This window comes from Bradyrhizobium sp. S3.2.6 (genome assembly GCF_040546885.1).
Taxonomy (GTDB): Bacteria; Pseudomonadota; Alphaproteobacteria; order Rhizobiales; family Xanthobacteraceae; genus Bradyrhizobium; species Bradyrhizobium cytisi.
In genome coordinates this window covers 109,428-134,989 of record NZ_JBEPOS010000017.1, presented here as the reverse complement: position 1 = coordinate 134,989, position 25,562 = coordinate 109,428, and the positions used below count along the sequence as shown (strand labels likewise).

Here is a 25,562-nt window from a genome sequence, read left to right as displayed (position 1 = left end):
AACAACAGGGGACGGAAACCATGGCAAAGAACGGCAAGACCGGCAGCAAGTCCGTCACCGTCAAGCAGGCAACGCTCGACCTGCTGCGCTCGTTCGGCATCAGACGCGTCTTCGGCAATCCCGGCTCGACCGAGCTGCCGTTCCTGAGCGACTGGCCCGACGACATCGACTACGTGCTGGCACTGCAGGAGGCCAGCGCCGTCGGCATGGCCGACGGCTATGCGCAGGCGACGCGCAATGCCGGCTTCGTCAATCTGCACTCCGCGGCCGGCGTCGGCAACGCGCTCGGCAATATCTACACCGCGCACCGCAACCAGACGCCGCTCGTGATCACCGCCGGCCAGCAGGCCCGCTCGATCCTGCCGTTGCAGGCGTTTCTTTACGCCGAGCGCGCCTCCGAATTTCCGCGGCCCTATGTGAAGTACAGCGTCGAGCCGGCGCGGCCCGAGGACGTGCCGGCCGCAATCGCGCGGGCCTATTACACGGCGATGCAGCCGCCCTGCGGCCCGACCTTCGTGTCGATCCCGATCGACGATTGGACACACGCGACAGCGCCGATCGAGGCGCGCAAGGTCAGCCGCGAGATCGGGCCCGAGCCTGATGCGATGAAGGCGCTGGTCGCAGCGCTCGGTTCCGCAAGGCACCCTGCCCTCGTCGTCGGCCCCGGTGTCGACCGCGCTGGCGCTGTCGATCTGATGGTGCGCGTCGCCGAGAAGGCGAAGGCTAGCGTCTGGGTCAGCCCGTTCTCGGCGCGCTGCTCGTTCCCCGAGCGGCATGCGCAATTCGCGGGCTTTTTGCATGCCTCGCCGGCGCAACTCTCCGACGCGCTGCGCGAGCACGACGTCGTCGTCGTCATTGGCGCGCCCGTGTTCACGTTCCATGTCGAGGGCCATGCCGCGATCTTTGATGGCGGCGCGACGATCTTTCAGATCACCGATGATCCGGATGCCGCTGCCGTCACACCGGTCGGCACCAGCATCATCGCGACCATGAACCCGGCGCTGAGCGCGCTGCTCGAGCTCTTGCCGGAGAGCAAACGCGCCACGCCAAAGGGCCGCAAATTGGCGCCGGCGCCGCAGGCCGCCGATCCGCTGCCGGTCGATTTTCTGCTGCACTCGCTGTCGCAGGCGATGCCGGATCGCGCGTCACTGGTCGAGGAAGTGCCCTCGCACCGGCCGGCGATGCAGAAATTCCTGCCGATGCGCGGCCAGGACAGTTTTTACACCATGGCAAGCGGCGGCCTCGGCTATTCGCTGCCCGCCGCAGTCGGCATGGCGCTGGGCAAGCCAACCAGCCGCACGGTGTGCCTGATCGGCGACGGCTCGGCGATGTATTCGATCCAGGCGCTGTGGACCGCCGCGCAGCGTAAACTGCCGCTCACCATCGTCGTCATCAACAATTCCGGCTATGGCGCGATGCGATCGTTCAGCCAGGTGATGCAGGTGCGTAACGTGCCGGGCCTGGAGCTGCCGGGAATCGATTTCGTCCGGCTCGCCGAAGGCATGGGGTGCCATGCGGTGCGGGTCAGCAAGGCGGCGGAGCTCGGCGAGGCGCTCAAGCGCGGAATGGCGCACGATGGCACCAGCCTCGTGGAGGTGGTCGTGGATTCGGCGGTGCCGGTACTGTACGGGCAGAAGCATTAGGCGATTATGCTGCCAGAAATCCCCCGTCCGCCGCCAGCACATGGCCAACCACGTAGGACGACGCATCCGACGATAGCCACACCACGGCCTCGGCCACCTCTTCCGGCGTGCCCATGCGCCGCAGCGGCAGGCCGGCGCCCACGGTTGCGACATCGCCGACGCCGGCGCTGAGCATCATGTCGGTGATGACACGTCCGGGCGCGATGGCGTTGATGCGGACGCCGCGCGGGGCATTCTCCATCGCCGCCGAACGCGTCAGCGAGATCGCGGCGGCCTTCGAGGCCGAGTAGAGCGAAAAGCCGGGATTGGGATTGCGCACGCCGCTGACCGAGGCGTTGACCACGATGCTGCCGCCGCCGTTCGCCAGCATCGCTGGCAGCTGGTGGCGCAGGCACAAAAACAGCGCGCGGACATTGGTGTCGAACACGCTGTCGTAGACGTCCATGTCCTGCTGTTCCAGCGGCGCACGGCGCTCCTGGAAGCCGGCATTGTTGAAGGCGACGTCGAGACGGCCGCAGCGTTCAACGGCCGTGCGGACCAGGCGTTCGACCTCGTCGTCTCGCGTGATATCGGTCTGGATCGGGAAGGCCTCCGCACCAAACTCGCGGCAGGCGGCCGCGGCGGCCTCGATCTCGACCCCGCGCCGGCCTGCGACAACAACCGCCTTTGCACCCTCCGCCGCCATCCGCAGTGCGGTGGCGCGACCGATGCCGCTGCCGCCGCCCGTGACGAGGCAGACCTTGCCCCTCATCCGCTCACCGGTTGGCAAAGTTCCGCTCATGGCTCACTCCAAAAACGCTTGCGCGCGCCGTTGCGCGCATATAGTTGTATGATACAACTATATGCCGGGAGTCAAGATGGCTGAACTCGCGCTGATCGACGACATCCGCGCTGCCTCGCGATTGATGGTGCGCGAGCTCGGCTTCATGGATGCGACGGTGGCGGCCTCGGACTATCCGCCGTCGGCGGTGCACACGATTTTGGAGATCGGCATCCGCGGCCCGCTGACCTCAGGCGAGCTCGGCGATTTCCTGCGGCTGGAGAAATCCAGCGTCAGCCGCCTGGTGCGCAAACTGATCGATTGTGGCGAGCTCAGGGAGACGCCGGATGAGCTTGACGCACGCAGCAAGCTGTTGTCGCTGACCGCGAAGGGCCGGCGCACGCTGGAGGCGCTGCATGCATTCGGCCGGCAGCAGGTGCGCGGCGCGCTGGCGGCGTTGACGGCCGCCGAGCAGCGTACGGTGCGCGAGGGGATGATGCTCTATGCGCGGGCGTTGCGGGAGAGTCGGGTAGAGGATGAGGCGCAGTCGGTGGCGTAGCGGCACTCTCGGTGTCATCGCCCAGGCGGGCGATCCAGTACTCCGAGGCGGTCGTGGGTGATGGAGAAGCTGCGGCGTACTGGATTCCCCGCCTGCGCGGGGAATGACAGTGTCGCTGGGGCTGCCGTCTCAATCCACCAGGATCACCCGGATATCGTTCACATTCGTCAATGTCGGGCCGGGCATCAGCAGATCGCCCGTCGCCTCGAAGAACGTCGTCGCGTCGTTGTTGTCGAGATACGCCTGCGGCTGAAGCGCTAGCGCCTTGATCTTCGCGAATGTCGCCGCGTCGATCAGTGCGCCGGCGGGGTCGGTGGGATGGCCGGCGCCGCCATCGGCGCCATCGGTGTCGCCGGCGAGTGCGGAGATGTTGGGCGTGTCCTTGAGCAGCCCAGCGAGCGCCAGCGCATATTCCTGGTTCGGGCCGCCGCGACCATGGCCGCGCACGGTGACCGTGAGCTCGCCGCCGGAGAGGATCGCGACGCGCTTGCCTTGCGCGCGGGCCTGCAGCGCGAGCCTGGCGTGATCGGCGGCGACCTCGCGGGCCTCGCCTTCGAGATCGGCGCCGAGATCGATGGTCTCGTAGCCGGCGTCCTTTGCGAGCTTCACCGCGGCGTCGAGCGACTGCTTCGGGCGCGCGATCAATTCGAAACGCGCGCGCGCAAAGGCGGCATCGCCCGGCTTGGCGCTTTCGTTGGCGGGATCGTCGAGCGCACGGCGCACGGCATCGTCGATGGCGAGCTTGTACTTTGCGACGATCGCGCGCGCATCCGCAAGCGTAGTCGGATCGGGCACGGTCGGGCCCGAGGCGATCGCGGACGGATCGTCATGCGGCACGTCGGAGATCGCGAGCGTCACGATCTCGGCGGCGTTTTGGCCCGCGCGCGCCAGACGCCCGCCCTTGATCCGCGACAAATGCTTGCGCACGGTATTCATCTCGCCGATCGGCGCGCCCGAGCGCAGCAGCGCCTTGTTGACCGCCTGCTTCTGCGCAAAGCTGATGCCGTCGACCGGCGCGATCCAGTTGGCCGAGCCGCCGCCGGTGAGCAGCACCAGCAGCAGATCGTCAGGCCCGGCTTGGCCCGCGAGCGCGAGCGTGTCGGCGGCGCCCTTGAGGCCAGCCTCATCGGGCACGGGATGGCCGGCCTCCACGACGCGGATGCGGCGCGTCGGCACGCCATAGCCATGGCGCGTGGTGGCGATGCCGACGAGCCGCTCCGGCGCGAGCGCGAGCGTGTCGAGATAATGCCGCTCCGCAGCCGCGGCCATCGCGGCCGCGCCCTTGCCGGCGGCAAGGCAGATCACGCGCCCCTTGGGCACGGGACGCAGATGCGGCGCCAGGATCGTGTTGGGATGGGCGGCGGCAACGGCGGCGTCGTAGAGCGCGCGGAGCAGGGGGCGTCGGTCGGTCATGACGATGGCCTTCAGCAAAGCGGACGGAAGTGATGGCGGCGAACGCGCCATTCACCTGCCTACCGCATCAGGCGCCAAAGCGTAAGCCGGCTTTGCCACCATTCGATTGTGCAATCGCGTGATCATAATCGGCGCAGCAAACCCCCCCTGCGATCATCTCGCAGGGGGCTTGTTATCGTCGGACAGGGATATGGGCTAGCCGCCGACGTCGGCGCTGATCACGTCGCCGAACAACTCAAACTTCTCGCCCTTGAACTTCTCAAGCTGAAGCTGGCTGATCGGCGCGAAATCGGTCGGCGAGGTGTTGATCTTCACGCCCGGCAGCAGCGCCTCGGTGCGGAAGTCCTTGAGGTTCGCCGCCTGCTTCATGATGTTCTCGCGCGTGAGATCGTCACCGCACTGCTTCAGCACCTGGACCAGTGTCTGCGCGACGGCATAGCCGACGATGGTGCCCTTATCGAGCTTGTCGCCGTCGGGGAAGTATTTGCCCATGAACGCCAGGAATTCTTTCATGCCGGCATCATTGGCCCATGCGGGATCCGACACGTCCTTCAGATAATCCGCCGAGATGACATCCTGACCGTTCTCGAAGCCGGCCGGCTTCATCACGCTGCCGACGGAGGCCGAGACGTTGTTGAGGAAGTGCAGCGGCTTCCAGCCGATCTCGGCCACCTTCTTGATCGCTTGCGCGGCAAATTTCGGCGTCGTGATATTCATGAAGACATCGGCGCCGGTCGACTTCATCTTGACGATGTGGTTGTCGATGGTCGGCTCGGAGGTCTCATAGCTCTCCTCCATGACGATCATCGAGGCGGCCTTGGCGCCAAGGCCGTCCTTCAGGCCCTTGAGATAATCCTTGCCGTAGTCGTCGTTCTGGTAAAGCACGGCGATCTTGGCGTCCGGCTTGTTCTTCAAAAGCCACTTCGCATAGATCTGTGTCTCGCTCTGGTAGTTGGGCTGCCAGCCCATCGTCCAGGGGAAGTTCTGCGGGTCGTTCCACTTGGTGGCGCCGGTGGCGACGAACAGCTGCGGCACCTTCTTCGAGTTCATGTATTTGTGGATCGCCGAGTTCGGCGGCGTGCCGAGCGAATTGAAGATGAACAGCACCTCGTCGCTCTCGACCAGCTTGCGCGCCTGCTCCACCGTCTTTGGCGGCGAATAGGCGTCGTCATAGCTGATGTAATTGATCTTGCGGCCGTTGATGCCGCCTTCGTCGTTGATCTTCTTGAAATAGGCGGCTTCGGTCCGCCCGATGATGCCGTAGGCGGAGGCCGGTCCGCTGTAGGGCATGATGTTGCCGATCTTGATCTCGGTATCGGTCGCGCCGGTATCGTATTTCTTCTGGGCCGACGCGATGGAGGTCGTGGCCGCAATGAGCGCGAGCGCCAGTGACGCGGCCGCAAGCTTGCCGGTGACAGCGGGCATTCAAATCTCCCTATTTTCTTGGTGTGTGTGCGCTCCTTTTCTTGTCTTGACTGTTTTTGGCGACGCGACCGCAATTCAATACGATTTACCTGATGCCTTCAACAGAAAGCCCCCGCGACAACGTCGCAGGGGCTGCGTCTTTAGTAGTCAGGAAGGACGGCGCCGTCCTGTGCAACTGCGAAAAGGCGAGACCGTCTTGAGTTGCCTAAGTGGAGTCGTGCTATTCTGAGTTGCCATCAGTGACCGGGGTCACTCGAGATGATATCGCCGAACAATTCCCAGGTCTTGCCCTTGAATCGCATCATCTGGAGCTGCTCGATCGGCGCGAAATTGTCGGGCGCGGTGTTGATCTTGATGCCGGGCAGCAGCGTGTCCGGCTCGAAATCCTTCAAGGACGCCGCCTGCTTCATGATGTTGTCGCGGGTGAGATTGTCGCCGCACATCTGCAGCACCTTCACCATGGTCTGGGCGGCGGCATAGCCGAACACAACGCCGGCATCGAGCTTGTTGGCCTTCGGATCAAACTGCGCGAGGAAGTTGTAGAACCTCTTCATGCCGTCATCGGCGTTCCATTGCGGGTCGGAGCCGTCCTTGATGTAGCTCGCCGACAGGATGCCTTGCGAGATCTCGAAGCCCGCCGGCTCGATCACGCCGCCGACGGAGGCCGAGACGTTGGAGATGATGTGCATCGGGTGCCAGTTGATCTCGGCCGCCTTCTTGATCGCTTGCGCCGCGAATTTCGGCGTGGTGATGCTGATGAAGATGTCGGCGCCGGCGGCCTTCAGCTTCACGACGTGCTCGTCGATCGCAGGCTCCGAGGTGTCGTAGGGCTCCTCCATCACGATCATCGAAGCCTTGGCGCCGAGCCCGTCCTTCAGCCCCTTCAGATAATCCTTGCCGAAATCGTCGTTCTGGTAGAGCACGCCGATCTTGCCGTCCGGCTTCTCCTTCAGGATGTACTTGGCGTAGATCTTGGCCTCGCTGGCATAGCTCGGCTGCCAGCCCATGGTCCACGGATAGTGCTCGGGATCGTTCCATTTCGAGGCGCCGCTCGCGACGAACAATTGCGGCACCTTCTTCTCGTTCATGTATTTCCGGATGGCGCCGTTGGTGGAGGTGCCGAGCGAGCCGAAGATCAGCAGCACGTTGTCGCTCTCGACCAGCTTGCGCGCCTGTTCCACCGTCTTCGGCGGCGAATAAGCATCGTCATACGAGATGAACTTGATCATGCGGCCGTTGACGCCGCCCTCGGCATTGACCTTGTTGAAATAGGCTTCCTCGGCCTTGCCGATCACGGCGTAGGCCGAGGCCGGGCCGCTATAGGGCATGATGTTGCCGATCTTGATTTCGGTATCGGAGGCGCCGCTGTCGTAGGACTTCTGTGCCAGCGCGGGATTGCTCATCGCAGTGCACAACGCGAATGCGGCCGAAAGCGCCGCAACCTGAAATCGAACGACAGCCATTGCTCTCCTGCCCCAACTGGATCGGCGTCGCATTGAACAAGATTGATGCACGACGTCAACAAAAAGCCCCCGCGGGAGAGCGCGGGGGCCTTTCAACCTTGGACTACAGCGTCAGCGCGTCACTCCGTGGCGACGTCGCCGCTGATGATCTCGCCGAACAGTTCCCACTTTTCGCCCTTGAAGCGCTGCATCTGCAGCTGCGAAATCGGGGCGAAGTCGGTGGCGCTGGTGTTGATCTTGACGCCGGGCAGCAGGGTGTCCGGTGCAAAATCCTTTAAGGAAGCGGCCTGCTTCATGAGGTTGGCGCGGGTGAGGTCGTCACCGCACATTTCCAGCGCCTTGACGAGGGTCGAGGCTGCGCCATAGCCGTAGACCGTGCCGGTGTCGGTCTTGTCGGCGCCCGGCATGTACTTGTCGATGAACTCGTTCCACTTTTTCATGCCGGGGTCGGTGTTCCACTGCGGGTCCGTCGAGTCCTTGGCATAGGCCGCCGACAGCACGTTCTGCGAGGCTTCGAAGCCGGCCGGCTTCATCACGCTGCCGACGGAGATCGACACGTTGGTGAGGATCTGCAGCGGCTTCCAGTTCAGCTCGGCTGTCTTCTTGATGGTCTGGGCCGCGAACTTCGGCGTCGCATAGATCAGCAGCACGTCGGGATTGGCAGCCTTGATCTTGACGATGTGGCCGTCGATCGACGGCTCGGAGACCTCATAGCTCTCTTCCAGGATAATTGCGGACGAAGCCTTGGCGCCAAAACCGTCCTTGGTGCCCTTGAGGTAGTCTTTGCCGAAATCGTCGTTCTGATAGAGGATCGCGACCTTGGCGTCGGGCTTCTCCTTCATCAGCCATTTCGCATAGATCTGCGCTTCGCTCTGGTAGGACGGCTGCCAGCCGATGGTCCAGGGGAAGCTCTTCGGGTCGTTCCACTTGGTCGCGCCGGTGGCGACGAACAGCTGCGGGATCTTCTTGGCGTTGAGATATTTCTGGATCGCGGAGTTCGAGGGCGTGCCCAGCGGGTTGAACACGGCGAGCACCTCGTCGCTTTCGACCAGCTTGCGGACCTGCTCGACGGCCTTCGGCGGCGAATAGCCGTCGTCATAGGTGACGTAGACGATCTTGCGGCCGTTGATGCCGCCCTTGTCGTTGATCATCTTGAGATAGGCTTCTTCGGTCTTGCCGATGATGCCATAGGCCGAGGCGGGGCCGCTGTACGGCATGATGTTGCCGATCTTGATCTCGGTATCGGACGCGCCGGTGTCGTATTTCTTCTGGGCGAGTGCTGCGCCGGAGGTGAGGGTCGCGACCGCCGTTACGAGCGCGGTGGTCCGCAGTGTTCTTCCGAAAAACAAATCTGGTCTCCTTCCTTAATTGATTGATTTCAGTTCTTTCTGAGCCGTCCGGCGAGTTGCTGGCCCAGGATTGCGACTTGCCTTGCGCCATGCGGCACGAGGTAGATGACGGCGAACAGGAGCACGCCGAACACGGCGCCGGAGAGGCCCTTGGAGATGCCCTCCGCGATGTTCGGCACAAAGATGATGAAGGCCGCGCCGACGATCGAGCCGGGCAGCCAGCCGACGCCGCCGACGACCATGCCGAGGAACAGCTGGATCGCGAGCGTGATGGTGAAGCTGTCGGGCGCGACGAACTGCACCGCGATGGCGCTCAGGCCCCCGGCGACGCCGGTGACGGCCGCGGAGACGCCGAAGGCGAGCGTCTTGTACAGCGCGACGTTGATTCCCATGGCGGACGCTGCGATCTCGTTGTCGCGGATCGCCATGAAGGCGCGGCCCGAGCGGGAGCGCAGCAGGTTGACCGAGAAGATGTAGATCGCGAGCACGACGACGAGCGTGAAATAATACAGCCACATGTCCTGTGACATCGGCAGGCCGAACGGCGCATCGGGCTTGGTGACGACGAGGCCCTGCACGCCGCCGGTCCAGTGCTCGAGGAAGTTCAGCTTGAGCAGCTGTGGCATCGCGGTGGCGAGCGCGAAGGTCGCAAGCGCGAGGTAGACGCCGGAGAGCCGCAGCGCCGGCTGGCCGAACAGGAAGCCCGCGCCGAAGCAGACCACGGCCGCGGCCGGCAGGCAGAGGAAATAGGGGACGTTGAACTGCTCCATCATCACAGCGGTGACGTAGGCACCGATGCCGTAGAACGCGCTCTGGCCGAGCGAGAACTGGCCGGACCCGCCAGTCAGGATGTTCAGCGCCAGCACGGCGAGGCCCAGATACAACAGCTGGGTCAGCTGGAAGATCACGAAGTTCTTCGCAAACAGCGGCACGGCGATGAGAAGCAGCAGCACCAGCAGCGAGGTGCCCGTGCCCAGCGTCATGGCCCGCTTCGGAACCGCTTCGACGGCCGGGGCTTCCGTGACGACGTCTTCTGCAGCGCTCATGATCAAACTCGCTTGACGATGTGCCGGCCGAACAGACCAGCGGGTTTGACGACCAGGACGGAGATGATCAGCGCGAGCGCGATCGGGAGTTTGAGCTCGTTGCCGACGCCGGGGATGTAGGTGCCGGCGAGGTTCTCGAAGATGCCGACGAGGAAGCCGCCGACCACGGCGCCGAATGGACTGGTCAGTCCGCCGAGCACGGCGGCGGCGAAGCCGTAGATCAGCACGCCGCCCATCATGTTGGGCTCGAGGAACACGACCGGCGCGATCAGCATTCCGGCGATGGCGCCGATGGCAGACGCCATGCCCCAGCCGAGCGCGATCATCCAGGAGGTGTTGATGCCGACCAGGCGGGCCGATTCAGGCACCGAGGCGGCCGCCCGCATCGCAAGCCCGATCCGCGTGTACTGGAAGAAGAAATAGAGCGCGATCAGCAGCAGCACGGTGACGCCGATCATGCCGGCCTGGTGGGTCGAGATCAGCTGGCTGCCGAGGAACGGCGAGGAGCCGAACGGGGTCGGATATTGCTTGATGGTGAAGTCCCAGATCAGCCCGGCCGAGGAGTTGATGATCGCATAGAGCGCGATGAACCCGGCGACATTCGTCAGGATCGGCGCCTTGGCCAGCGGCTTGAACAGGATGCGCTCGATGGCGATGCCGCCGACGAAGGAGAGCGCCAGCGCGATGATGAACGCGCCCCAATAGGGCACGCCCCACTGCATCAATTGCCAGGAGATGAAGGTCGAGAACATCGCCATCTCACCTTGCGCGAAATTGAGATGGTCGATCGCCTGGTAGATCATGACCACCGCGAGCGCCATGCAGGCGTAGATGGCGCCCGTGGCAATCCCGGCCAGGACCTGGTTGGTAAACAGTTCCATTGTCCCGGCTCCTCAGTAACCCAGATAGGATTTGCGGATTTCTTCGTTGTTCGCGATGTCCTTGGCGTTGCCGGACATCACGATACGGCCGGTCTCGATCACATAGGCCTGGTCGGCGAGCTCGAGCGCGAGCTGGGCGTTCTGCTCGACCACCAGGATCGACACCTTGTCCTCGCGGTTGATCTTGCCGAGGATGCCGAACAGGTCGCGCACCACCAGCGGCGCAAGGCCAAAGGACGGCTCGTCGAGCAGCATCAGCCGCGGCCGCAGCATCAGCGCGCGGGCGACCGCGAGCATCTGCTGCTCGCCGCCGGAGAGCGTGCCGGCCTGCTGGGTGTGCCGCTGCTTCAGCACCGGGAAATGCGCATACATGCGCTCGATGTCGGAGATGATGCCGGCATTGTCCTTGCGGGTGATGGCACCGAGCTGGAGGTTCTCCTCCACCGTCATGGTGGTGAAGGTGCCGCGGCCCTGCGGCACATGGGCGATGCCGAACCGCACGATGCTCTCGGTGGAGCGGTGGTTCAGCGGCTTGCCGTCGAACTCGATGCCGCCGGTCGAGCGCACCATGTTGCAGATCGCGCGCAAGGTCGTGGTCTTGCCGGCGCCGTTGGCGCCGAGCAGCGTCGTCAGCGAACCTTCGTTGAGCGAGAAGGACAGGCCGTGGAGCGCCTGGACCTGGCCGTAATAGGCGCGCAGGTCCTTGACGTTGAGCAGCGTCGTCATTGGTCCTTGCTCCCGAGATAGGCCGTAATGACGTCGGGGTTCACCTGCACCTGGGCGGGGGTGCCTTCCGCAAGCTTCTTGCCGAAATTCAGCGCGACGACGTGGTCGGCGATCGACATCACGAGACCCATGTGGTGCTCGACCAGCAGCACCGTCATGCCGCGCTCGTCGCGGATGCGGCGGATGAGGTCGCCGAGCACGTGGACCTCCTCGTGGTTGAGGCCGCCGGCGGGCTCGTCGAGCAGCAGGATCTTCGGATCGGCCGCGAGCGCCCGCGCCAGCTCGACGCGCTTCTGCGTGCCGAAGGGCAGGCCGGAGACGGTGGTGTGGGCGACGTCATCGAGGTCGAGATAGGCGAGGATCTCGTGCACCTTCTTGTTGATGCTGCTCTCGCTGCGGCGAATCCAGGCCAGCCGCAGCGAGTCGCTGATGATGTCGGAGGAGGTGCGGGCGTGCGTGCCGACGCGGACGTTGTCCATCACCGAGAGATTGGGAAACAGCGCCACGTTCTGGAAGGTGCGGCCGATGCCGATCTCGGCGATCCGGTGCGGCGGCCGCGTCAAGATGCTCGCGCCGTCCATCAGGATGTCGCCGGACGACGGCTGGTAGAGGCGTGAGAGACAGTTGAAGAGCGTGGTCTTGCCGGCGCCGTTGGGGCCGATCAATCCGAGGATCTGGCCCTTGTGCATGTCGAACGACACGCCGTTGAGCGCGACGATGCCGCCGAACACGACGCTGACGTCGCGAACAGCGAGCAGGGGCGATGTCCCCTGCGCGAGCTGTGCCTGCGTCATGTCGTCTCGCCCACACTATTCCGCGGGCGAAGGGGCGATGCGAACCGCTCCCGATGATGACAAAGGCTATCTGAATCCCTCGGCCACACGCGCAACTTTTCCTCCTGATTTCAGCTTTTTGCTGACTTCTTTTTTGGATTGCGGCATCAGACCCCCAAGTGCCGCTTCGATGTTCCTTACCATCGCCAGCAGTCGCGGTCCAATGTCGTTGATCAAACGCTCTTCCGTGAAGCGGAATGCGGGCGCACCGCAATTGAATGCGTAGGGACCGGTTCCGTCGTTGAGCTTGAGCGCGACACCGGCGGCGCCGATATCGTCGTGCCAGTCGCCGACGGACATCGCGAAGCCGTATTTCGCAACCGTCTCGCCCGAGCGCTCCAGTCCGTCGCGCATCTTGGGCCAGCGGCTGCCGTAATGTTCGCGCAGAATGCGGGAGACTTCAGCGCGGCCCTCTTCGTCGAGTGCCCAGAAGTAGGCGCGGCCCATCGCACTGGTTGCAATCGGCACGCGGGAGCCGACGTCGAGTTGAACGCCGACCGTCTCGCTGCCGCGGCTCTGCCCGAAATAGATCATGCTGTGACGGTCGCGGCCGCCGACGGCGACGGCGCCGCCGGTCGCGCGCATCATTTCTTCGCGAAACGGTTCGGACAAATGCCGAACGCCGAGATTGGCGAGCGCCGCATAACCAAGCGACATCGCCGCCGGTGTGAGCTGGTACTTCTCGAAGCGGGGAACCGGCGCAAGATAACCGAGCTTCGTCAACGTATAGGTCAGGCGTGATACGGTCGGCTTGGGCAGATTGGTCCGCGCCGCGATCTCCTGGTTGCCGAGCAGGCCGTCATTGGGTTGGAATGCGCGCAATACATCCAGTCCGCGGGAAAGCGCGACGACGAAATTCCGATCGGTCGCGGTCTTCTTTGCTGTACGCTTCATCCCGGATCTGCTCTTGCGCGGAGTCGTTGACAAGCCACGTGCTTCAAAATAACCCTGCCGTCAAGATGCGGAATTAAATTCCGCACTGCGAAATCGAATAAAAGTAAATCCCCACCAAGGAGGGAAACCGTGAGCGAAGTGGTCAAGTTAGAGCGTCATGACGAAGTCGGGATCGTCACGGTCAACAGCCCTCCGGTCAATGCGCTGAGTGCCGCAGTCCGCGGTGGTATCCTGGAGTGCATCAAGGCCGCCATCGCCGATCCCGCGATCAAGGGCATCGTGCTGACCTGCGCCGGCCGCACCTTCATTGCCGGCGCCGACATCACCGAATTCGGCAAGCCGCCGAAGCCGCCAGGCCTCAACGAAGTGCTGGCCGAGATGGAGAATTCGCCGAAGCCGATCGTGGCAGCGATCCACGGCACCGCGCTCGGCGGCGGCCTCGAGGTCGCGTTGGCCTGTCATTTCCGCGTGGCCGTCAAAGAGGCTAAGCTCGGCCTGCCCGAGGTGAAGCTCGGCCTGTTGCCGGGCGCTGGCGGCACCCAGCGCCTGCCGCGTGCGGTCGGCCCCGAGCTCGCCGTCAAGATGATCGTCGGTGGCGATCCGATCGGTGCGGCGGAGGCGCTCAAGCACGGCCTGATCGAGGAGATCGTCGAAGGTCCGGCCTCCGGCGGCGAGGCCTTCGTCCGCAAGCTGCTGGCCGAGAAGCGTCCGCTACGCCGCCTGCGCGACGACGATTCCAAGATTGCGGCGGCCAAGGCCGACCGCTCGATCTTCACCAATGCGGTTGCCGCCATGACCAAGAAGTCGCGCGGCCTGGAAGCGCCGTTCGCGGCGGCCGACGCGGTCGGCTACGCCATCGACCTGCCGTTCGACGAAGGTCTCAAGAAGGAGCGCGAGGGCTTCCTCAAGCTCGTCGCCAGCGACCAGTCCAAGGCGCAGCGTTATGCCTTCTTCGCCGAGCGCGAAGCCAGCAAGATCGCGGGCGTCCCTGAAGGCACCAAGTCGCGCCCCGTTAACCGTGTCGCCATTCTCGGTGCCGGCACGATGGGCGGCGGCATCGCGATGTCCTTTGCCAATGCCGGCATCCCCGTCACGCTGATCGAGACCGGCGAGGAGCAGCTCAAGCGCGGCATGGGTATCATGCAGAAGAACTGGGAAGCGACCGCCGCACGCGGCGGCATCCCGGCGGATGCGCCGGCCAAGCGCATGGCGCTGATCAACGGCGTCGTCGGCATCGAGAATGTCGGCGATGCCGACCTCGTCATCGAAGCCGTGTTCGAGACCATGGCAGTGAAGCAGGAAGTGTTCGGCAAGCTCGACCAATACGTCAAGCAAGGCGCCGTGCTTGCCTCCAACACCTCGTACCTGAACATCGACGAGATCGCGAAGGCGACCAAGCGTCCGCAGGACGTGCTCGGCATGCACTTCTTCTCGCCGGCCAACGTCATGAAGCTGTGCGAGATCGTGCGCGCCGACAAGACCGCGCCGGATGCCCTCGTGACTGCAGTCACGATCGCCCGCAAAATTGCAAAAGTGCCGGCCGTGGTCGGCGTCTGCGACGGCTTTGTCGGCAACCGCATGCTGGCCCAGCGCGGCAAGCAGTCCGAGAAGCTGTTGTTCGAAGGCGCGCTGCCGCAGCAAGTGGACGCCGTGGTGACGAAATTCGGCATGCCGATGGGCCCGTTCGCGATGGGCGATCTCGCCGGCCTCGATATCGGCTGGCGTTCGCGCAAGGACCGCGGCATCAAGTCGGAGATCGCGGACGCGCTGTGTGAGGCCGGCCGCTTCGGCCAGAAGACCGGCAAGGGCTATTACAAGTATGAAGCCGGCTCCCGCGCGCCGCTGTCCGATCCGGAGGTCGAGAAGCTGATCGACGAGACTCTGCTGCGTCTCGGCCGCAAGAAGCGCATCGTCAGCGACGACGAGATCCTCGAGCGCATGATGTATCCGATGATCAACGAGGGCGCGAAGATCCTCGAAGAGGGCATTGCGGCGCGTCCCTCCGACATCGACGTGGTCTGGCTCTACGGCTATGGCTGGCCGATCTATCGCGGCGGCCCGATGTTCTGGGCCGACAGCGTCGGCCTCAAGCACATCGCCGACCGTCTCGCCTTCTACGCCAAGGAGACCAACGACCCGAGCCTCGAGCCCGCGCCGCTGCTGAAGAAGCTCGCGGCGGAGGGCAAAACGTTCGCCTCGCTCGCGGCGGCGTCGAAGGCGGCGTGATGGAGGCTACCTCCCCGCTCGTCATTCCGGGATGGCCCAAAGGGCCAGACCCGGAATCCATTTCACCCCTGATTTCGTGGCCTGATGGATTCCGGGCTCGCGACTTTGTCGCGCCCCGGAATGACGACTGATTGTGATGTAGAAAATGGCCCATCCCGGCGAACAGTTTTACCCCGAGGGCGTGCATTGGGACGACTCCATCGTCCAGGGCACGCTGCCTGACCTGCTCTCGACGGCCGCGGCAAGTTACGGCCCTCGCACCGCGCTGGAATTTCGCGATCGTCCGATCACCTATACCGAGCTCGCCGCCATGGCCGAGCGCGCGGCGGCTGCGTTCCTGCGTGCCGGCTGCGGCAAGAGCAGCTCTGTTGCGCTATTCCTCGGCAATACGCCGGATCATCCCGTCAATTTCTTCGGTGCGCTGAAGGCAGGCGCCCGGGTCGCGCATCTGTCGCCGCTCGACGGCGAGATCGCGCTGACGCACAAGGTTTCCGACTCCGGCTCGCGCCTGCTGGTCACGTCGAACCTGCAGGCGTTGTTGCCGACCGCGTTGAAATTTCTCGAGAAGGGGCTGATCGATCGCCTCGTCGTCTGCGAGGACGACAGCTGGGGCAAGGTCGGCACGCCGCAGGCGGCGATCCCAAGTGATTCCCGCATCGTCACCTTCAAGGCCTTCGTCGAAGCCGCGCCGCTGCCGGCGCAATGGCCGACTGTGGCGGTCGATGACGTCGCGCTGCTGCAATATACCGGCGGCACCACCGGCCTGCCGAAGGGCGCCATGCTCACGCACGGCAATCTCTCCTCCGCGGTGTCGATCTACGACGTCTGGGGCAAGCCGGCACGCGCGGCGCGCGGCGACGTCGTCGAGCGCGTGATCTGTGTGCTGCCGCTGTTCCACATCTATGCGCTCACCGTCGTGCTGCTGTCCTCGCTCAGCCGCGGCAATCTGATCTCGCTGCACCAGCGTTTCGATGTCGAAGCCGTGATGCGCGACATCGAGGTCAAGCGCGCGACCTATTTTCCGGGCGTGCCGACGATGTGGATCGCGATCGCGGCACTTCCCGATCTCGACAAGCGTGACTTCTCTTCGCTCGCCGCGATCGGCTCCGGCGGCGCGCCGCTGCCGGTCGAGGTCGCGAGCTTCTTCGAGCGCAAGGTCGGCAAGAAGCTCAAGAGCGGCTGGGGCATGACCGAGACCTGCTCGCCCGGCACCGGCCACCCGCCTGTCGGTCCCGACAAGCCCGGATCGATCGGATTGATGCTGCCCGGCATCGAGCTCGACGTCGTCTCGCTGGAAGAGCCCACGAAAGTGCTGCCACCGGGCGAAGTCGGCGAGATCCGCATCAAGGGCCCGAACGTCACCAAGGGCTATTGGAACAAGCAGCACGACTCCGCGGAGTATTTCTCCGACGGCCGCTTCCTCACCGGCGACATCGGCTATGTCGACACCGACGGCTATTTCTTCCTGGTCGACCGCAAGAAGGACATGATCATCTCTGGCGGCTTCAACGTCTATCCGCAGATGATCGAGCAGGCGATCTACACCGTATCGGGCGTGCACGAGGTGATCGTGCTCGGCATTCCCGATCCGTATCGCGGTGAGGCCGCAAAGGCCTTCATCAAGCTCAAGCCGGACGCAAAACCGTTCTCGCTCGACGAGCTGCGCGCGCAGCTCGCCGGCAAGGTCGGCAAGCACGAATTGCCGGCGGAGGTCGAGTTCGTCGACGATCTGCCGCGCACGCCGGTCGGAAAGCTGTCGCGCCACGAATTGCGCCAGCGGCAGAAATCAAGTCAAAAGCACGATATAAACCAGGAATAACGCTTCACAGGAGGATCCGATGGATCTCGCATTCACGAAGGAAGAGCAGGCGTTTCGCGAGGAAGTGCGGTCATTCTTCCGCGACAACGTGCCGCTGGACACGCGGCGCAAGCTGGTCGAGGGCCGCCACCTCTCGAAGGACGAGATGGTGACGTGGTGGCGCATCCTCAACAAGAAAGGCTGGGGCACCAGCCACTGGCCGACGCAGTATGGCGGCACCGGCTGGACAAGCGTGCAGCACTACATCTTCAACGAGGAGCTGCAGTCCTATCCGGCGCCGCAGCCGCTCGCCTTCGGCGTCAGCATGGTCGGCCCCGTGATCTACACCTTCGGCAACGAAGAGCAGAAGAAGAAGTATTTGCCGCGCATTGCCAATGTCGACGATTGGTGGTGCCAGGGTTTCTCCGAGCCCGGCTCCGGTTCTGATCTTGCCTCGCTGAAGACCAAAGCCGAGCGCAAGGGCGACAAGTGGATCATCAACGGCCAGAAGACCTGGACGACGCTCGCCCAGCACGCCGACATGATCTTCTGCCTCTGCCGCACCGACAACAATGCGAAGAAGCAGATGGGCATCTCCTTTATCGTGTTCCCGATGAAGTCGAAAGGCGTCACCGTGCGCCCGATCCAGACCATCGACGGCGGCGTCGAGGTCAACGAGGTGTTCTTCGATGATGTCGAGGTTCCCTACGAGAACCTGATCGGCGAGGAGAACAAGGGCTGGGATTACGCCAAATTCCTGCTCGGCAATGAACGCACCGGCATTGCGCGGGTCGGCGTCTCCAAGGAGCGGCTGCGCCGCATCCGCGATCTCGCCTCCAAGGTCGAATCCGGCGGCAAGCCGATCATCCAGGACGCCGCGTTCCGCGAGAAGCTGGCGGCCTGCGAGATCGAGCTGAAGGCGCTCGAGCTGACCCAGCTCCGCGTCGTCGCCGACGAGGGCAAGCACGGCAAGGGCAAGCCCAATCCGGCGTCGTCGGTGCTGAAGATCAAGGGCTCCGAGATCCAGCAGACCACGACCGAGCTGCTGATGGAAGTGATCGGCCCGTTCGCCGCGCCCTACGATGTGCACGGCGACGACGGCTCCAACGAAGCCATGGACTGGACCGCCCAGATCGCGCCGAGCTACTTCAACAACCGCAAGGTCTCGATCTACGGCGGCTCCAACGAGATTCAGCGCAACATCATCGCCAAGGCGGTGCTGGGGCTGTGATCGCGCACTATCACCACGCACTCACCGTCATGGCCGGGCTTGACCCGGCCATCCACGCCTAGCGGCACGAAAGAACGTGGATGCCCGGCACAAGGCCGGGCATGACGAAATCGATACCGGGAGAGCAAAGAACATGGATTTTGATTTGACCGAGGAGCAGCGGCTCCTGAAGGACAGCATCGACGGCCTGCTGACCGATTCCTACGATTTCGAGAGCCGCAAGAAGTACATGAAGGAGAAGGGCGGCTGGAGCAAAGCCGTCTGGGGCAAGCTCGCTGAGCAGGGTCTGCTTGGGCTGCCCTTCGCGGAAGCCGATGGCGGGTTCGGCGGCGGTGGCGTCGAGACCATGATCGTGATGGAAGCGCTCGGCAAGGCGCTGGTGCTCGAGCCTTATCTCGCGACCGTCGTGATCGGCGGCGGCTTCCTGCGCCATGCCGGCACCGACGCGCAGAAGGCCGCGCATGTGCCCGGCATCGTCGACGGCAGCAAGACGCTGGCGTTCGCCCAGCTCGAGAAGAACTCGCGTTACGATCTGTTCGACGTCGCTACGACGGCGAAGACGAAGGGCGAAGCTTACGTCATCGACGGCGAAAAGTTCGTCGTGCTCAACGGCGAGAACGCCGACACCCTGATCGTCACCGCGCGCACCAAGGGCAACCGCCGCGATACGACCGGCATCGGCGTGTTCCTGGTGCCGGCGAATGCCAAGGGCGTGACCAAGAAGTCTTACCCCACGCAGGACGGCCTGCACGCCGCCGACATCACCTTCACCGGTGTGGAGGTCGGCGCAGACGCCGTGCTCGGCAACCCCGATGACTCGCTCGCCCTGATCGAGCGCGTGGTGGACGAGGCTCGTGTCGCACTCTGTGCGGAAGCAGTCGGCCTGATGGACGAGTCGCTGAAGACCACCGTCGAGTACATCAAGACGCGAAAACAATTCGGCGTCGCGATCGGCTCGTTCCAGTCGCTGCAGCACCGCGCCTCCGACATGTTCGTCGCGGCCGAGCAGGCCCGTTCGATGTCGATGTTCGCGACCATGGCGGCCGATTTCGGGGACGCCAGGGAGCGCTCCACCGCCATCGCCGCCGCCAAGGTGCAGATCGGCAAGTCGCTCAAATTCGTCGGCCAGCAGTCGATCCAGCTCCACGGTGGCATCGGCATGACCATGGAGGCGAAGATCGGCCACTACTTCAAGCGCCTGACCATGATCGAGAACACTTTTGGCGACACCGACTACCACCAGCGCCGGGTCGCGGATGCGGGCGGGTTGGTCTGAGTGATCTAAACCACACGAAGACTGTCATGCCCCGGCTTGACCGGGGCCCAGTACGCTGCGGCAGCAGTTCGTTCACGCAACATCCGCCGCGGAGTACTGGATGCCCCGCCTTCGCGGGGCATGACAGCGTCAAGCTGTCGCCTACTTCCCGAACTCCTCCCGCATCCTGGCCTGGATCTTGGCCATGCCGCCGATCCAGCGATCGTAATTCTCGGACTTCTTGCGCATATAGCCGAGCACCTGGGGGTGCGGCAGGATCAGGAAGGTTTCCTGCTCGAGGCCGGCCAGCACGTCTTTGGCAACCTGCTCGGGCGTGAGGTCGCCGTCGCCGGATTGCGGGCCCTTCGGGATCGCGCGCAGCATGTTGGTGTCGACGCCCTGCGGACAGAGGATCGAGACCTTGATGTTGTGGGCTTTATGCGAGATCGCGAGATTCTCGGCAAAGCCCACCGCGGCATGCTTGGTGGTGGAATAGGCCGGGCTGCCGACCTGCGACAGCAGGCCCGCAGCCGAGACGGTGTTGAGGAAATAGCCGCCGCCGCGCGTCTTCATGCGGGGGATGAGATGCCGCGCCGCATAGACATGCGCCATCACGTGGATCGCCCAGCTGCGCTGCCACGGCTCGTCGGAGGCGCCGCCGGCATTGACCGACATCGGATCGAAGCCGCCGCCGATGCCGGCATTGGAGCAGAATAATTCGATCGGGCCGAACTGCCGCTCAGTTTCCTCGATGACGTGAGAAATGTCCCTTTCCTGCGCGACGTCGCATCTGAAGGCTGCGCCGTCCACCTTGGCGGCGACGGCGCGCGCGTTCGCAGCATCCATGTCCGCGACCACGACCTTGGCCGCACCCGCCTTGTGAAAGGCCTCGCACAGCGCCTTGCCGATGCCGTTCGCGCCGCCCGTGACGACCACGACCTTGCCGGTCACCTGCATGCGACGTCCCCTCTTTTCTTGATTGGTCTTTATCCCGCTTCGCGGAACTTGCTCAGCTCAACACGAGGTCGAGCACCGCGGTATAATGGCACGCCGCGCCGGCCAAGACAAAGCCGTGCCAGATTGCGTTCTGGAAGCGCAGCCGCCGCCAGGCATGGAAGATCACGCCGAGGCTATAGAGAATGCCGCCCGCCAGCACGAAACCCAGCGCCAGCGCGGGCAGCGCCCGGACCACGGGGCCGTAGAGCATCACGCCGCTCCAGCCCATGGCAAGATAGATGCCGATGGCGGCACGGTCGAACCGGCCGGGATAGCGCAGCTTCAGCACGATGCCGACGATCGCGACACACCAGACGCAGACCAGCAGCGCCAGCGCGAACACGCTGTCCTTCACTTCAAGGATGAACGGCGTGTAGGTCGCGGCGATCAGGAGGTAGATCGCGGAATGGTCAAACCGCCGCAGCAGCCATTTCACCGGCGAGACCGGCCAGAGATTATAGCTCGCCGACAGCACCAGCATCGCGAGCAGGCCGGCGACATAGATCGAGACCCCGACGATGTCGGCCGCATCGGCGTAGACCGCCGCGAGCACGACGAGAACGGTCGCGGCGATAATGCCGGAGAGCACGCCGATGGCATGGATGACACCGTCGGCGATCAGTTCGGCGCGATCGTAGTGCCAGCCGACCGCATCGGCCGCGGCATGGACGGAATGGGAGGCGAGCTGCTTCAGCTGGAAGACGGTCATGGCAATCCGCAAAGGCTTAAGACAATGTCTTCTTCTGTGGGTGTTTCGGGACGTGTTTCGGGATCTGCGCGTCGTTCAATCGGCTGATTTGCCGACAAAGGCGGTGGAAGTATGAAGCTTGATTTTCCTCACGCAATTGCCACTTTGGTGAACGGCTTCACCGTTCCGCCCGCCTGGGATTAATCACGTTCATATGGCATTCAGTTTCCAGGATATGGTCGAAGAGGCGCGCCTGTCGGCGCGGGCGATAATCGACTATGGCGAGCACTTCTTCAACCCGACGGTGCGGCTTGGCGTCACCGGACTGTCGCGGGCCGGTAAGACCGTATTCATCACCGCGCTGATCCACGGGCTGACGCGCGGCGGCCGGCTTCCGGTGTTCGAGGCCTATGCCTCGGGGCGGATCGCGCGAGCGCATCTGGCGCCGCAGCCGGACGACGCCGTGCCGCGTTTTTCCTATGAAAGCCATCTGCGCGCACTGATCGAGGAACGGCGTTGGCCGAGCTCGACCGTCGATATCAGCGAGCTGCGTCTCGTCATCGACTATCAGCGCCCGAACGGCGCCGACCGCACCTTGACGCTCGACATCGTCGATTATCCCGGCGAATGGCTGCTCGACCTACCGCTGCTGCAGAAGAGTTTTGAGCAATGGTCGGCGGAAAGCCTGGCGCTGTCGCGCGAAGCACCGCGCGCGCATCTGGCCGCGGAGTGGCACGCTTATCTCGCAACGCTCAAGCCCGAGGCGCGCGAGGACGAGCAGGCGACGCTCACCGCCGCAAAGCTCTTCACCAACTATCTGCGCGCCTGCCGCGACGAACGGTTTGCGATGAGCCTGTTGCCGCCCGGCCGCTTCCTGATGCCCGGCAGTCTCGCCGACACGCCGGCGCTGACTTTCGCGCCGCTCGAGGTGCCCGTCGGTGGCCAGGCTCCGGATGGATCGCTGTGGGCGATGATGGTGCGCCGCTACGAGGCCTACAAGGACGTCGTGGTGCGGCCGTTCTTCAGGGATCATTTTGCCCGGCTCGATCGCCAGATCGTGCTGGCCGATGCGCTTTCCGCATTCAACTCGGGTCCCGAGGCGCTGCACGATCTCGAAGCCGCGCTCGCCGGCATTCTCGACTGCTTCAACATCGGCCGCAGCACGCTCCTTTCCAGCCTGTTCCGGCCGCGCATCGACCGTATCCTGTTCGCGGCGACGAAAGCTGATCATCTGCATCATTCCAGCCACGACCGGCTCGAGGCCGTGCTGCGCCGCGCAGTGACACCGGCGCTCGCGCGTGCGGAAAATACCGGTGCGCAAATCGATGTGGTGGCGCTCGCCGCCGTCCGCGCCACCCGGGAAGCCCAGGTCACCCGTGGCCGCGACAAATTGCCCTCGATCCTGGGAACGCCGGCCGCAGGCGAAAGCGCCAATGGCGAGTTCTTTGACGGCACCACGGAAGTCGCGACTTTTCCGGGCGATCTGCCGCTCGATCCCGAGCCGCTCTTCAACGGCACCGATGCGTTCCGTGGACTGTCAACGGAAGCCGCCGAGAAAAGCGATTTCCGCTTCCTGCGCTTCCGTCCGCCAAAGCTCGAACGCGAAGGGACGGAAGAGCCCGCACTGCCTCACATCCGTCTCGACCGTGCCTTGCAGTTCCTGATCGGAGACAAGCTCGCATGAACGACCGATCCCAGCCGCGGCGGCCGGCGACGTTCCGGCTCGACGATCCCGGCGTCGTCGTGACCGAAGCCGACGAGACGAGCCGTATCGGTCGCGCCACCATCCAGATCACGCCGGAGCCCGATCCAGCGACATTGCCGGTGCCGATCGAAACGGCGCTTCCGGCGCGACGCGGCTTTCCCTGGGGCGCGCTGTTCTGGTCCGGCGTCGCCGGGTTGACGCTGCTCGGCACCGGGCTCGGCATCGTCCGCCTGATCGAGGATCTGTTTGCGCGCAGCGAGAGCCTCGGCTTCGTTGGCCTGGCGCTCGCCTTCGTCACCACGCTTGCGCTCGCGGTGGTGATCGGGCGCGAGGCGTTTGGCCTCGCACGGCTTGCGACGATCGAAAAGCTGCATCGGCGCGCCGCCGAGGTGCTCGCCAGCGACGATCGCAAGGAGAGCCGCGTTATCGTGCAGGATCTGATCGCGATTGCGCACCAGAACCCGCGCCTTGCCCGCGCCCGTGCCGCACTCGAAAGTCATTCCGGCGAGATCATCGACGGCGCCGACATGATCCGGCTCGCCGAGCGCGAGTTGATGTCGCCGCTGGATGCGGAGGCACGGCGGCTGGTGTCGTCGGCGGCGCAGCGGGTATCGATTGTTACCGCCGTTTCGCCGCGCGCGCTGTTCGACGTGCTCTTCGTGCTCGTGGCCTCGCTGCGCCTGATCCGCCAGCTCGCCCGGCTCTATGGTGGCCGGCCCGGCGCGCTCGGCATGATCCGCCTGCTCCGCCACGTCATCGCCCATCTCGCCATCACCGGCGGCCTCGCCGCGAGCGACAGCCTGGTGCAGCAGATGCTCGGGCACGGGATTGCAGCAAAACTGTCGCAGCGGCTCGGTGAAGGCATGCTCAACGGGCTGCTGACGGCGCGGCTGGGATTGGCTGCTATCGACGTTACAAGACCGCTGCCGTTCGCCGCCCTGCCGCCGCCGAAGCTGTCGGATCTCGCGACGGATCTGCTGCGAAGGAAAGAGGACGAGGCGTAGCTCGAAAGGCCAGCACGCGCCACTGGAACAGCGGCGAGTCCTTTGGCGGAGAGAGCTCCGGCGTCCATCCGGTGAGCTTGTCGATTGTGTAGGTGTCGATCAGGACACCGCGCCAGCGGCGTTCGATCTGCCCCAACGGCTCGCGCCTCGCGGGGATCGATTGCCAGAGAGGCGAATGATCGTCGGGCTGGCGGCCGATATAGATCCCCGTCTGCCCCCGGATCCGGTCCATGCCGGGATCGCGAAAACCCTGAAAGCGGCCGCGCTCGTTGATTTCGACTACGGGGACGCGGCCACGGAACAGCCAGCGCATCATGGCATAGGTGCGGTAATCCGTGGTCGCGATCCAGGTCGCGCCGGTTTCATCCAGTGCGGCCTGTGCGCGCGCGGCGACCTGCTCGTAGCCGGCCTCGGCGCCGATCGGATCCATCTTGCCGATGAAATTCCAGGGCGCTGCGACGTAATAAAGGAACACGATCACGACGAAGGCGATCCCCGACACCAGCGCCGCCTTCGCCCAGAAGATGCTCGACCGGATCATCCACGCCGAACAGCCTTCTCTGGGCATCATCGCAAGATTCACCGCGGCGGCAGCGAAGCCGATCGGCCACATGAACATCGGCCAGGTGTCGCCGACCCTGAGCGTCAGCGACTTGAAGAAGAAATAGCCGAACGGCACCAGCACCGCGGTCGACAGCAGGATCGCAACCGGCTCGCGCCTGCGATAGCCGCGCCAGGCCGTCATCGCGAGGCCCAACAGCACCACGGGCAACAAGACGAAACCAACGAGGCCAAATTGCAGGCCGATATAATCGCCGATGGTGCGCAGCGAGATGCCGTAATTGGCGGTGGCGCGCACGCCCTGGAAACGGAACGAGGCCCAGTCGTGCTGCGCGTTCCAGATCAGCACCGGCGAGAACATTGCGATGGCGATCAGCACCGCGAGCCAGGGATAGGGGCTGCGCAGCCAGCGCCAGCGCCAATCCGGCACCAGCAGAAACGCGGCGACCGCAGGCGCGAACATGATCGCGGTGAATTTCGACAGGAGCGACAGGCCGGCGAACAGGCCGGCGGCGAGCCACCAGCGTCCATCCCCGCTCTGCGCCAGCCGCACCAGCGACCACGTCATCGCCACCGCAAACGGGATCATGACGACGTCGGGGGCGACCTTGGCCATCAGCAGTCCGTAATACAGCGCGGCCTCCGGCATCAGCACCGCAACCACGATCGCGCGCACATCATGGGTGAGGCGGCGCACGATGTCGGCGAGCAGGCACTGCGTCACCAGCATCGCAACGATCCCGCCGAAGCGGACCCCGAGCACGGTGTCGCCGAAGATCGCGGTGCCAAAGCGGATCAGCCAGGCGACGCCGGGCGGATGATCGAGGAAGCTCAGCGCCGCCTCCTTCGACCAGGTCCAGTAATAGGCCTCGTCGGTGCGCAGCTCGATCGCGGAGGCATAGACGATGCGCAGCACCGTCATCGCGGCGATCACCAGCGCGGCCATGACGAGCGGCCGGCGCGACGCGCCGTCGGGCTTCACGGTGATGTCGGGAGCGATCGTCACGGCCGCGCTTTTCCCTGAGTTGGGAGGGGGAGTCAACGTGGGGGTGTTGCCGCCGATGTCCTGGCGAGAATCGTGGGGTGGGCAAAAGGCGCTCTGGCGC

The 25,562-nt window shown here is 64.5% G+C and carries 21 protein-coding genes; 8 read left to right on the top strand and 13 right to left on the bottom strand.

The genetic code is table 11. From position 1 onward, the window contains the following. Positions 1-20: 20 nt before the first annotated feature. Positions 21-1,643, top strand: a complete 1,623-nt coding sequence (gene mdlC / locus ABID58_RS26265) for a benzoylformate decarboxylase (protein ID WP_354035646.1) — start codon at positions 21-23, stop codon at positions 1,641-1,643. A 4-nt stretch (positions 1,644-1,647) separates the two neighbouring features. Here the strand turns inward: mdlC and ABID58_RS26260 are convergent, their stop codons facing one another. Next, entirely contained in the window at positions 1,648-2,424 is a 777-nt protein-coding gene (locus ABID58_RS26260) for an SDR family NAD(P)-dependent oxidoreductase (protein WP_354035645.1), read from the bottom strand. Between the two features lie 76 nt (positions 2,425-2,500). On the opposite strand from ABID58_RS26260, the gene ABID58_RS26255 reads away from it, so the two are divergent. Beyond that, positions 2,501-2,962, top strand: a complete 462-nt coding sequence (locus tag ABID58_RS26255; RefSeq protein ID WP_354035643.1) for a MarR family winged helix-turn-helix transcriptional regulator — start codon at positions 2,501-2,503, stop codon at positions 2,960-2,962. 129 nt (positions 2,963-3,091) lie between these two features. Here ABID58_RS26255 and ABID58_RS26250 read toward each other — a convergent pair whose 3' ends face one another. The 9 genes from ABID58_RS26250 to ABID58_RS26210 form a co-directional block, all read right to left on the bottom strand. Beyond that, on the bottom strand, positions 3,092-4,375 hold the full coding sequence (locus ABID58_RS26250; RefSeq protein WP_354035641.1) for a glycerate kinase type-2 family protein: 1,284 nt from the start codon (positions 4,373-4,375) through the stop codon (positions 3,092-3,094). A 195-nt stretch (positions 4,376-4,570) separates the two neighbouring features. Next, the gene (locus ABID58_RS26245) at positions 4,571-5,800 is read right to left on the bottom strand and encodes an ABC transporter substrate-binding protein (RefSeq protein WP_354035640.1); all 1,230 of its coding nucleotides are present in this window, start codon (positions 5,798-5,800) and stop codon (positions 4,571-4,573) included. 236 nt (positions 5,801-6,036) lie between these two features. Next, positions 6,037-7,263: an ABC transporter substrate-binding protein gene (locus ABID58_RS26240; protein ID WP_354035639.1), complete on the bottom strand. Its 1,227-nt coding sequence runs from the start codon at positions 7,261-7,263 to the stop codon at positions 6,037-6,039. Positions 7,264-7,382: 119 nt separating this feature from the next. Continuing rightward, positions 7,383-8,612, bottom strand: a complete 1,230-nt coding sequence (locus tag ABID58_RS26235) for an ABC transporter substrate-binding protein (RefSeq protein ID WP_354035637.1) — start codon at positions 8,610-8,612, stop codon at positions 7,383-7,385. 29 nt (positions 8,613-8,641) lie between these two features. Next, positions 8,642-9,658 (bottom strand): branched-chain amino acid ABC transporter permease, encoded by a 1,017-nt coding sequence (locus tag ABID58_RS26230; protein WP_148755730.1) that lies wholly within the window; start codon positions 9,656-9,658, stop codon positions 8,642-8,644. A 2-nt stretch (positions 9,659-9,660) separates the two neighbouring features. Next, positions 9,661-10,539 (bottom strand): branched-chain amino acid ABC transporter permease, encoded by an 879-nt coding sequence (locus tag ABID58_RS26225; RefSeq protein WP_354035635.1) that lies wholly within the window; start codon positions 10,537-10,539, stop codon positions 9,661-9,663. 12 nt (positions 10,540-10,551) lie between these two features. After that, on the bottom strand, positions 10,552-11,265 hold the full coding sequence (locus ABID58_RS26220) for an ABC transporter ATP-binding protein (protein ID WP_354035633.1): 714 nt from the start codon (positions 11,263-11,265) through the stop codon (positions 10,552-10,554). Beyond that, positions 11,262-12,059 carry an ABC transporter ATP-binding protein gene (locus ABID58_RS26215; RefSeq protein ID WP_354035632.1) on the bottom strand — a complete coding sequence of 266 codons (798 nt, stop codon included), beginning with the start codon at positions 12,057-12,059 and terminating at the stop codon, positions 11,262-11,264. Before ABID58_RS26215 ends, ABID58_RS26220 begins: the two co-directional genes overlap by 4 nt. Before the next feature lie 66 nt (positions 12,060-12,125). Further along, positions 12,126-12,992, bottom strand: coding sequence for an IclR family transcriptional regulator (locus ABID58_RS26210; RefSeq protein ID WP_148755734.1), 867 nt, complete (start codon positions 12,990-12,992; stop codon positions 12,126-12,128). Between the two features lie 129 nt (positions 12,993-13,121). Between ABID58_RS26210 and ABID58_RS26205 the strand changes: the two genes are divergently transcribed. The 4 genes from ABID58_RS26205 to pimD all read left to right on the top strand — a co-directional run bounded on the left by ABID58_RS26205 (position 13,122) and on the right by pimD (position 19,523). Next, the gene (locus tag ABID58_RS26205) at positions 13,122-15,218 is read left to right on the top strand and encodes a 3-hydroxyacyl-CoA dehydrogenase NAD-binding domain-containing protein (RefSeq protein WP_354035630.1); all 2,097 of its coding nucleotides are present in this window, start codon (positions 13,122-13,124) and stop codon (positions 15,216-15,218) included. Between the two features lie 145 nt (positions 15,219-15,363). Continuing rightward, positions 15,364-17,037 (top strand): dicarboxylate--CoA ligase PimA, encoded by a 1,674-nt coding sequence (gene pimA / locus ABID58_RS26200; protein ID WP_354035628.1) that lies wholly within the window; start codon positions 15,364-15,366, stop codon positions 17,035-17,037. 19 nt (positions 17,038-17,056) lie between these two features. Beyond that, entirely contained in the window at positions 17,057-18,247 is a 1,191-nt protein-coding gene (pimC, locus tag ABID58_RS26195; RefSeq protein WP_354035626.1) for a pimeloyl-CoA dehydrogenase large subunit, read from the top strand. Positions 18,248-18,380: 133 nt separating this feature from the next. Continuing rightward, on the top strand, positions 18,381-19,523 hold the full coding sequence (gene pimD, locus ABID58_RS26190; RefSeq protein ID WP_354035625.1) for a pimeloyl-CoA dehydrogenase small subunit: 1,143 nt from the start codon (positions 18,381-18,383) through the stop codon (positions 19,521-19,523). A gap of 141 nt (positions 19,524-19,664) precedes the next feature. Here the strand turns inward: pimD and ABID58_RS26185 are convergent, their stop codons facing one another. Both ABID58_RS26185 and trhA read right to left on the bottom strand, forming a co-directional pair. Next, entirely contained in the window at positions 19,665-20,459 is a 795-nt protein-coding gene (locus ABID58_RS26185; protein ID WP_354035624.1) for an SDR family oxidoreductase, read from the bottom strand. 52 nt (positions 20,460-20,511) lie between these two features. Continuing rightward, complete coding sequence (trhA, locus tag ABID58_RS26180) at positions 20,512-21,207, bottom strand: PAQR family membrane homeostasis protein TrhA (protein ID WP_148755740.1); 696 nt, start codon at positions 21,205-21,207, stop codon at positions 20,512-20,514. A gap of 193 nt (positions 21,208-21,400) precedes the next feature. Between trhA and ABID58_RS26175 the strand changes: the two genes are divergently transcribed. Together ABID58_RS26175 and ABID58_RS26170 are read left to right on the top strand one after the other, a co-directional pair. Continuing rightward, positions 21,401-22,870 carry a YcjX family GTP-binding protein gene (locus ABID58_RS26175; protein WP_354035622.1) on the top strand — a complete coding sequence of 490 codons (1,470 nt, stop codon included), beginning with the start codon at positions 21,401-21,403 and terminating at the stop codon, positions 22,868-22,870. Further along, positions 22,867-23,895: a YcjF family protein gene (locus ABID58_RS26170; RefSeq protein ID WP_354035621.1), complete on the top strand. Its 1,029-nt coding sequence runs from the start codon at positions 22,867-22,869 to the stop codon at positions 23,893-23,895. Before ABID58_RS26175 ends, ABID58_RS26170 begins: the two co-directional genes overlap by 4 nt. Here the strand turns inward: ABID58_RS26170 and ABID58_RS26165 are convergent. Further along, positions 23,804-25,402, bottom strand: a complete 1,599-nt coding sequence (locus ABID58_RS26165) for a glycosyltransferase family 39 protein (RefSeq protein ID WP_354035695.1) — start codon at positions 25,400-25,402, stop codon at positions 23,804-23,806. The two genes, ABID58_RS26170 and ABID58_RS26165, sit on opposite strands and share 92 nt — an antisense overlap. Positions 25,403-25,562 lie beyond the last annotated feature (160 nt).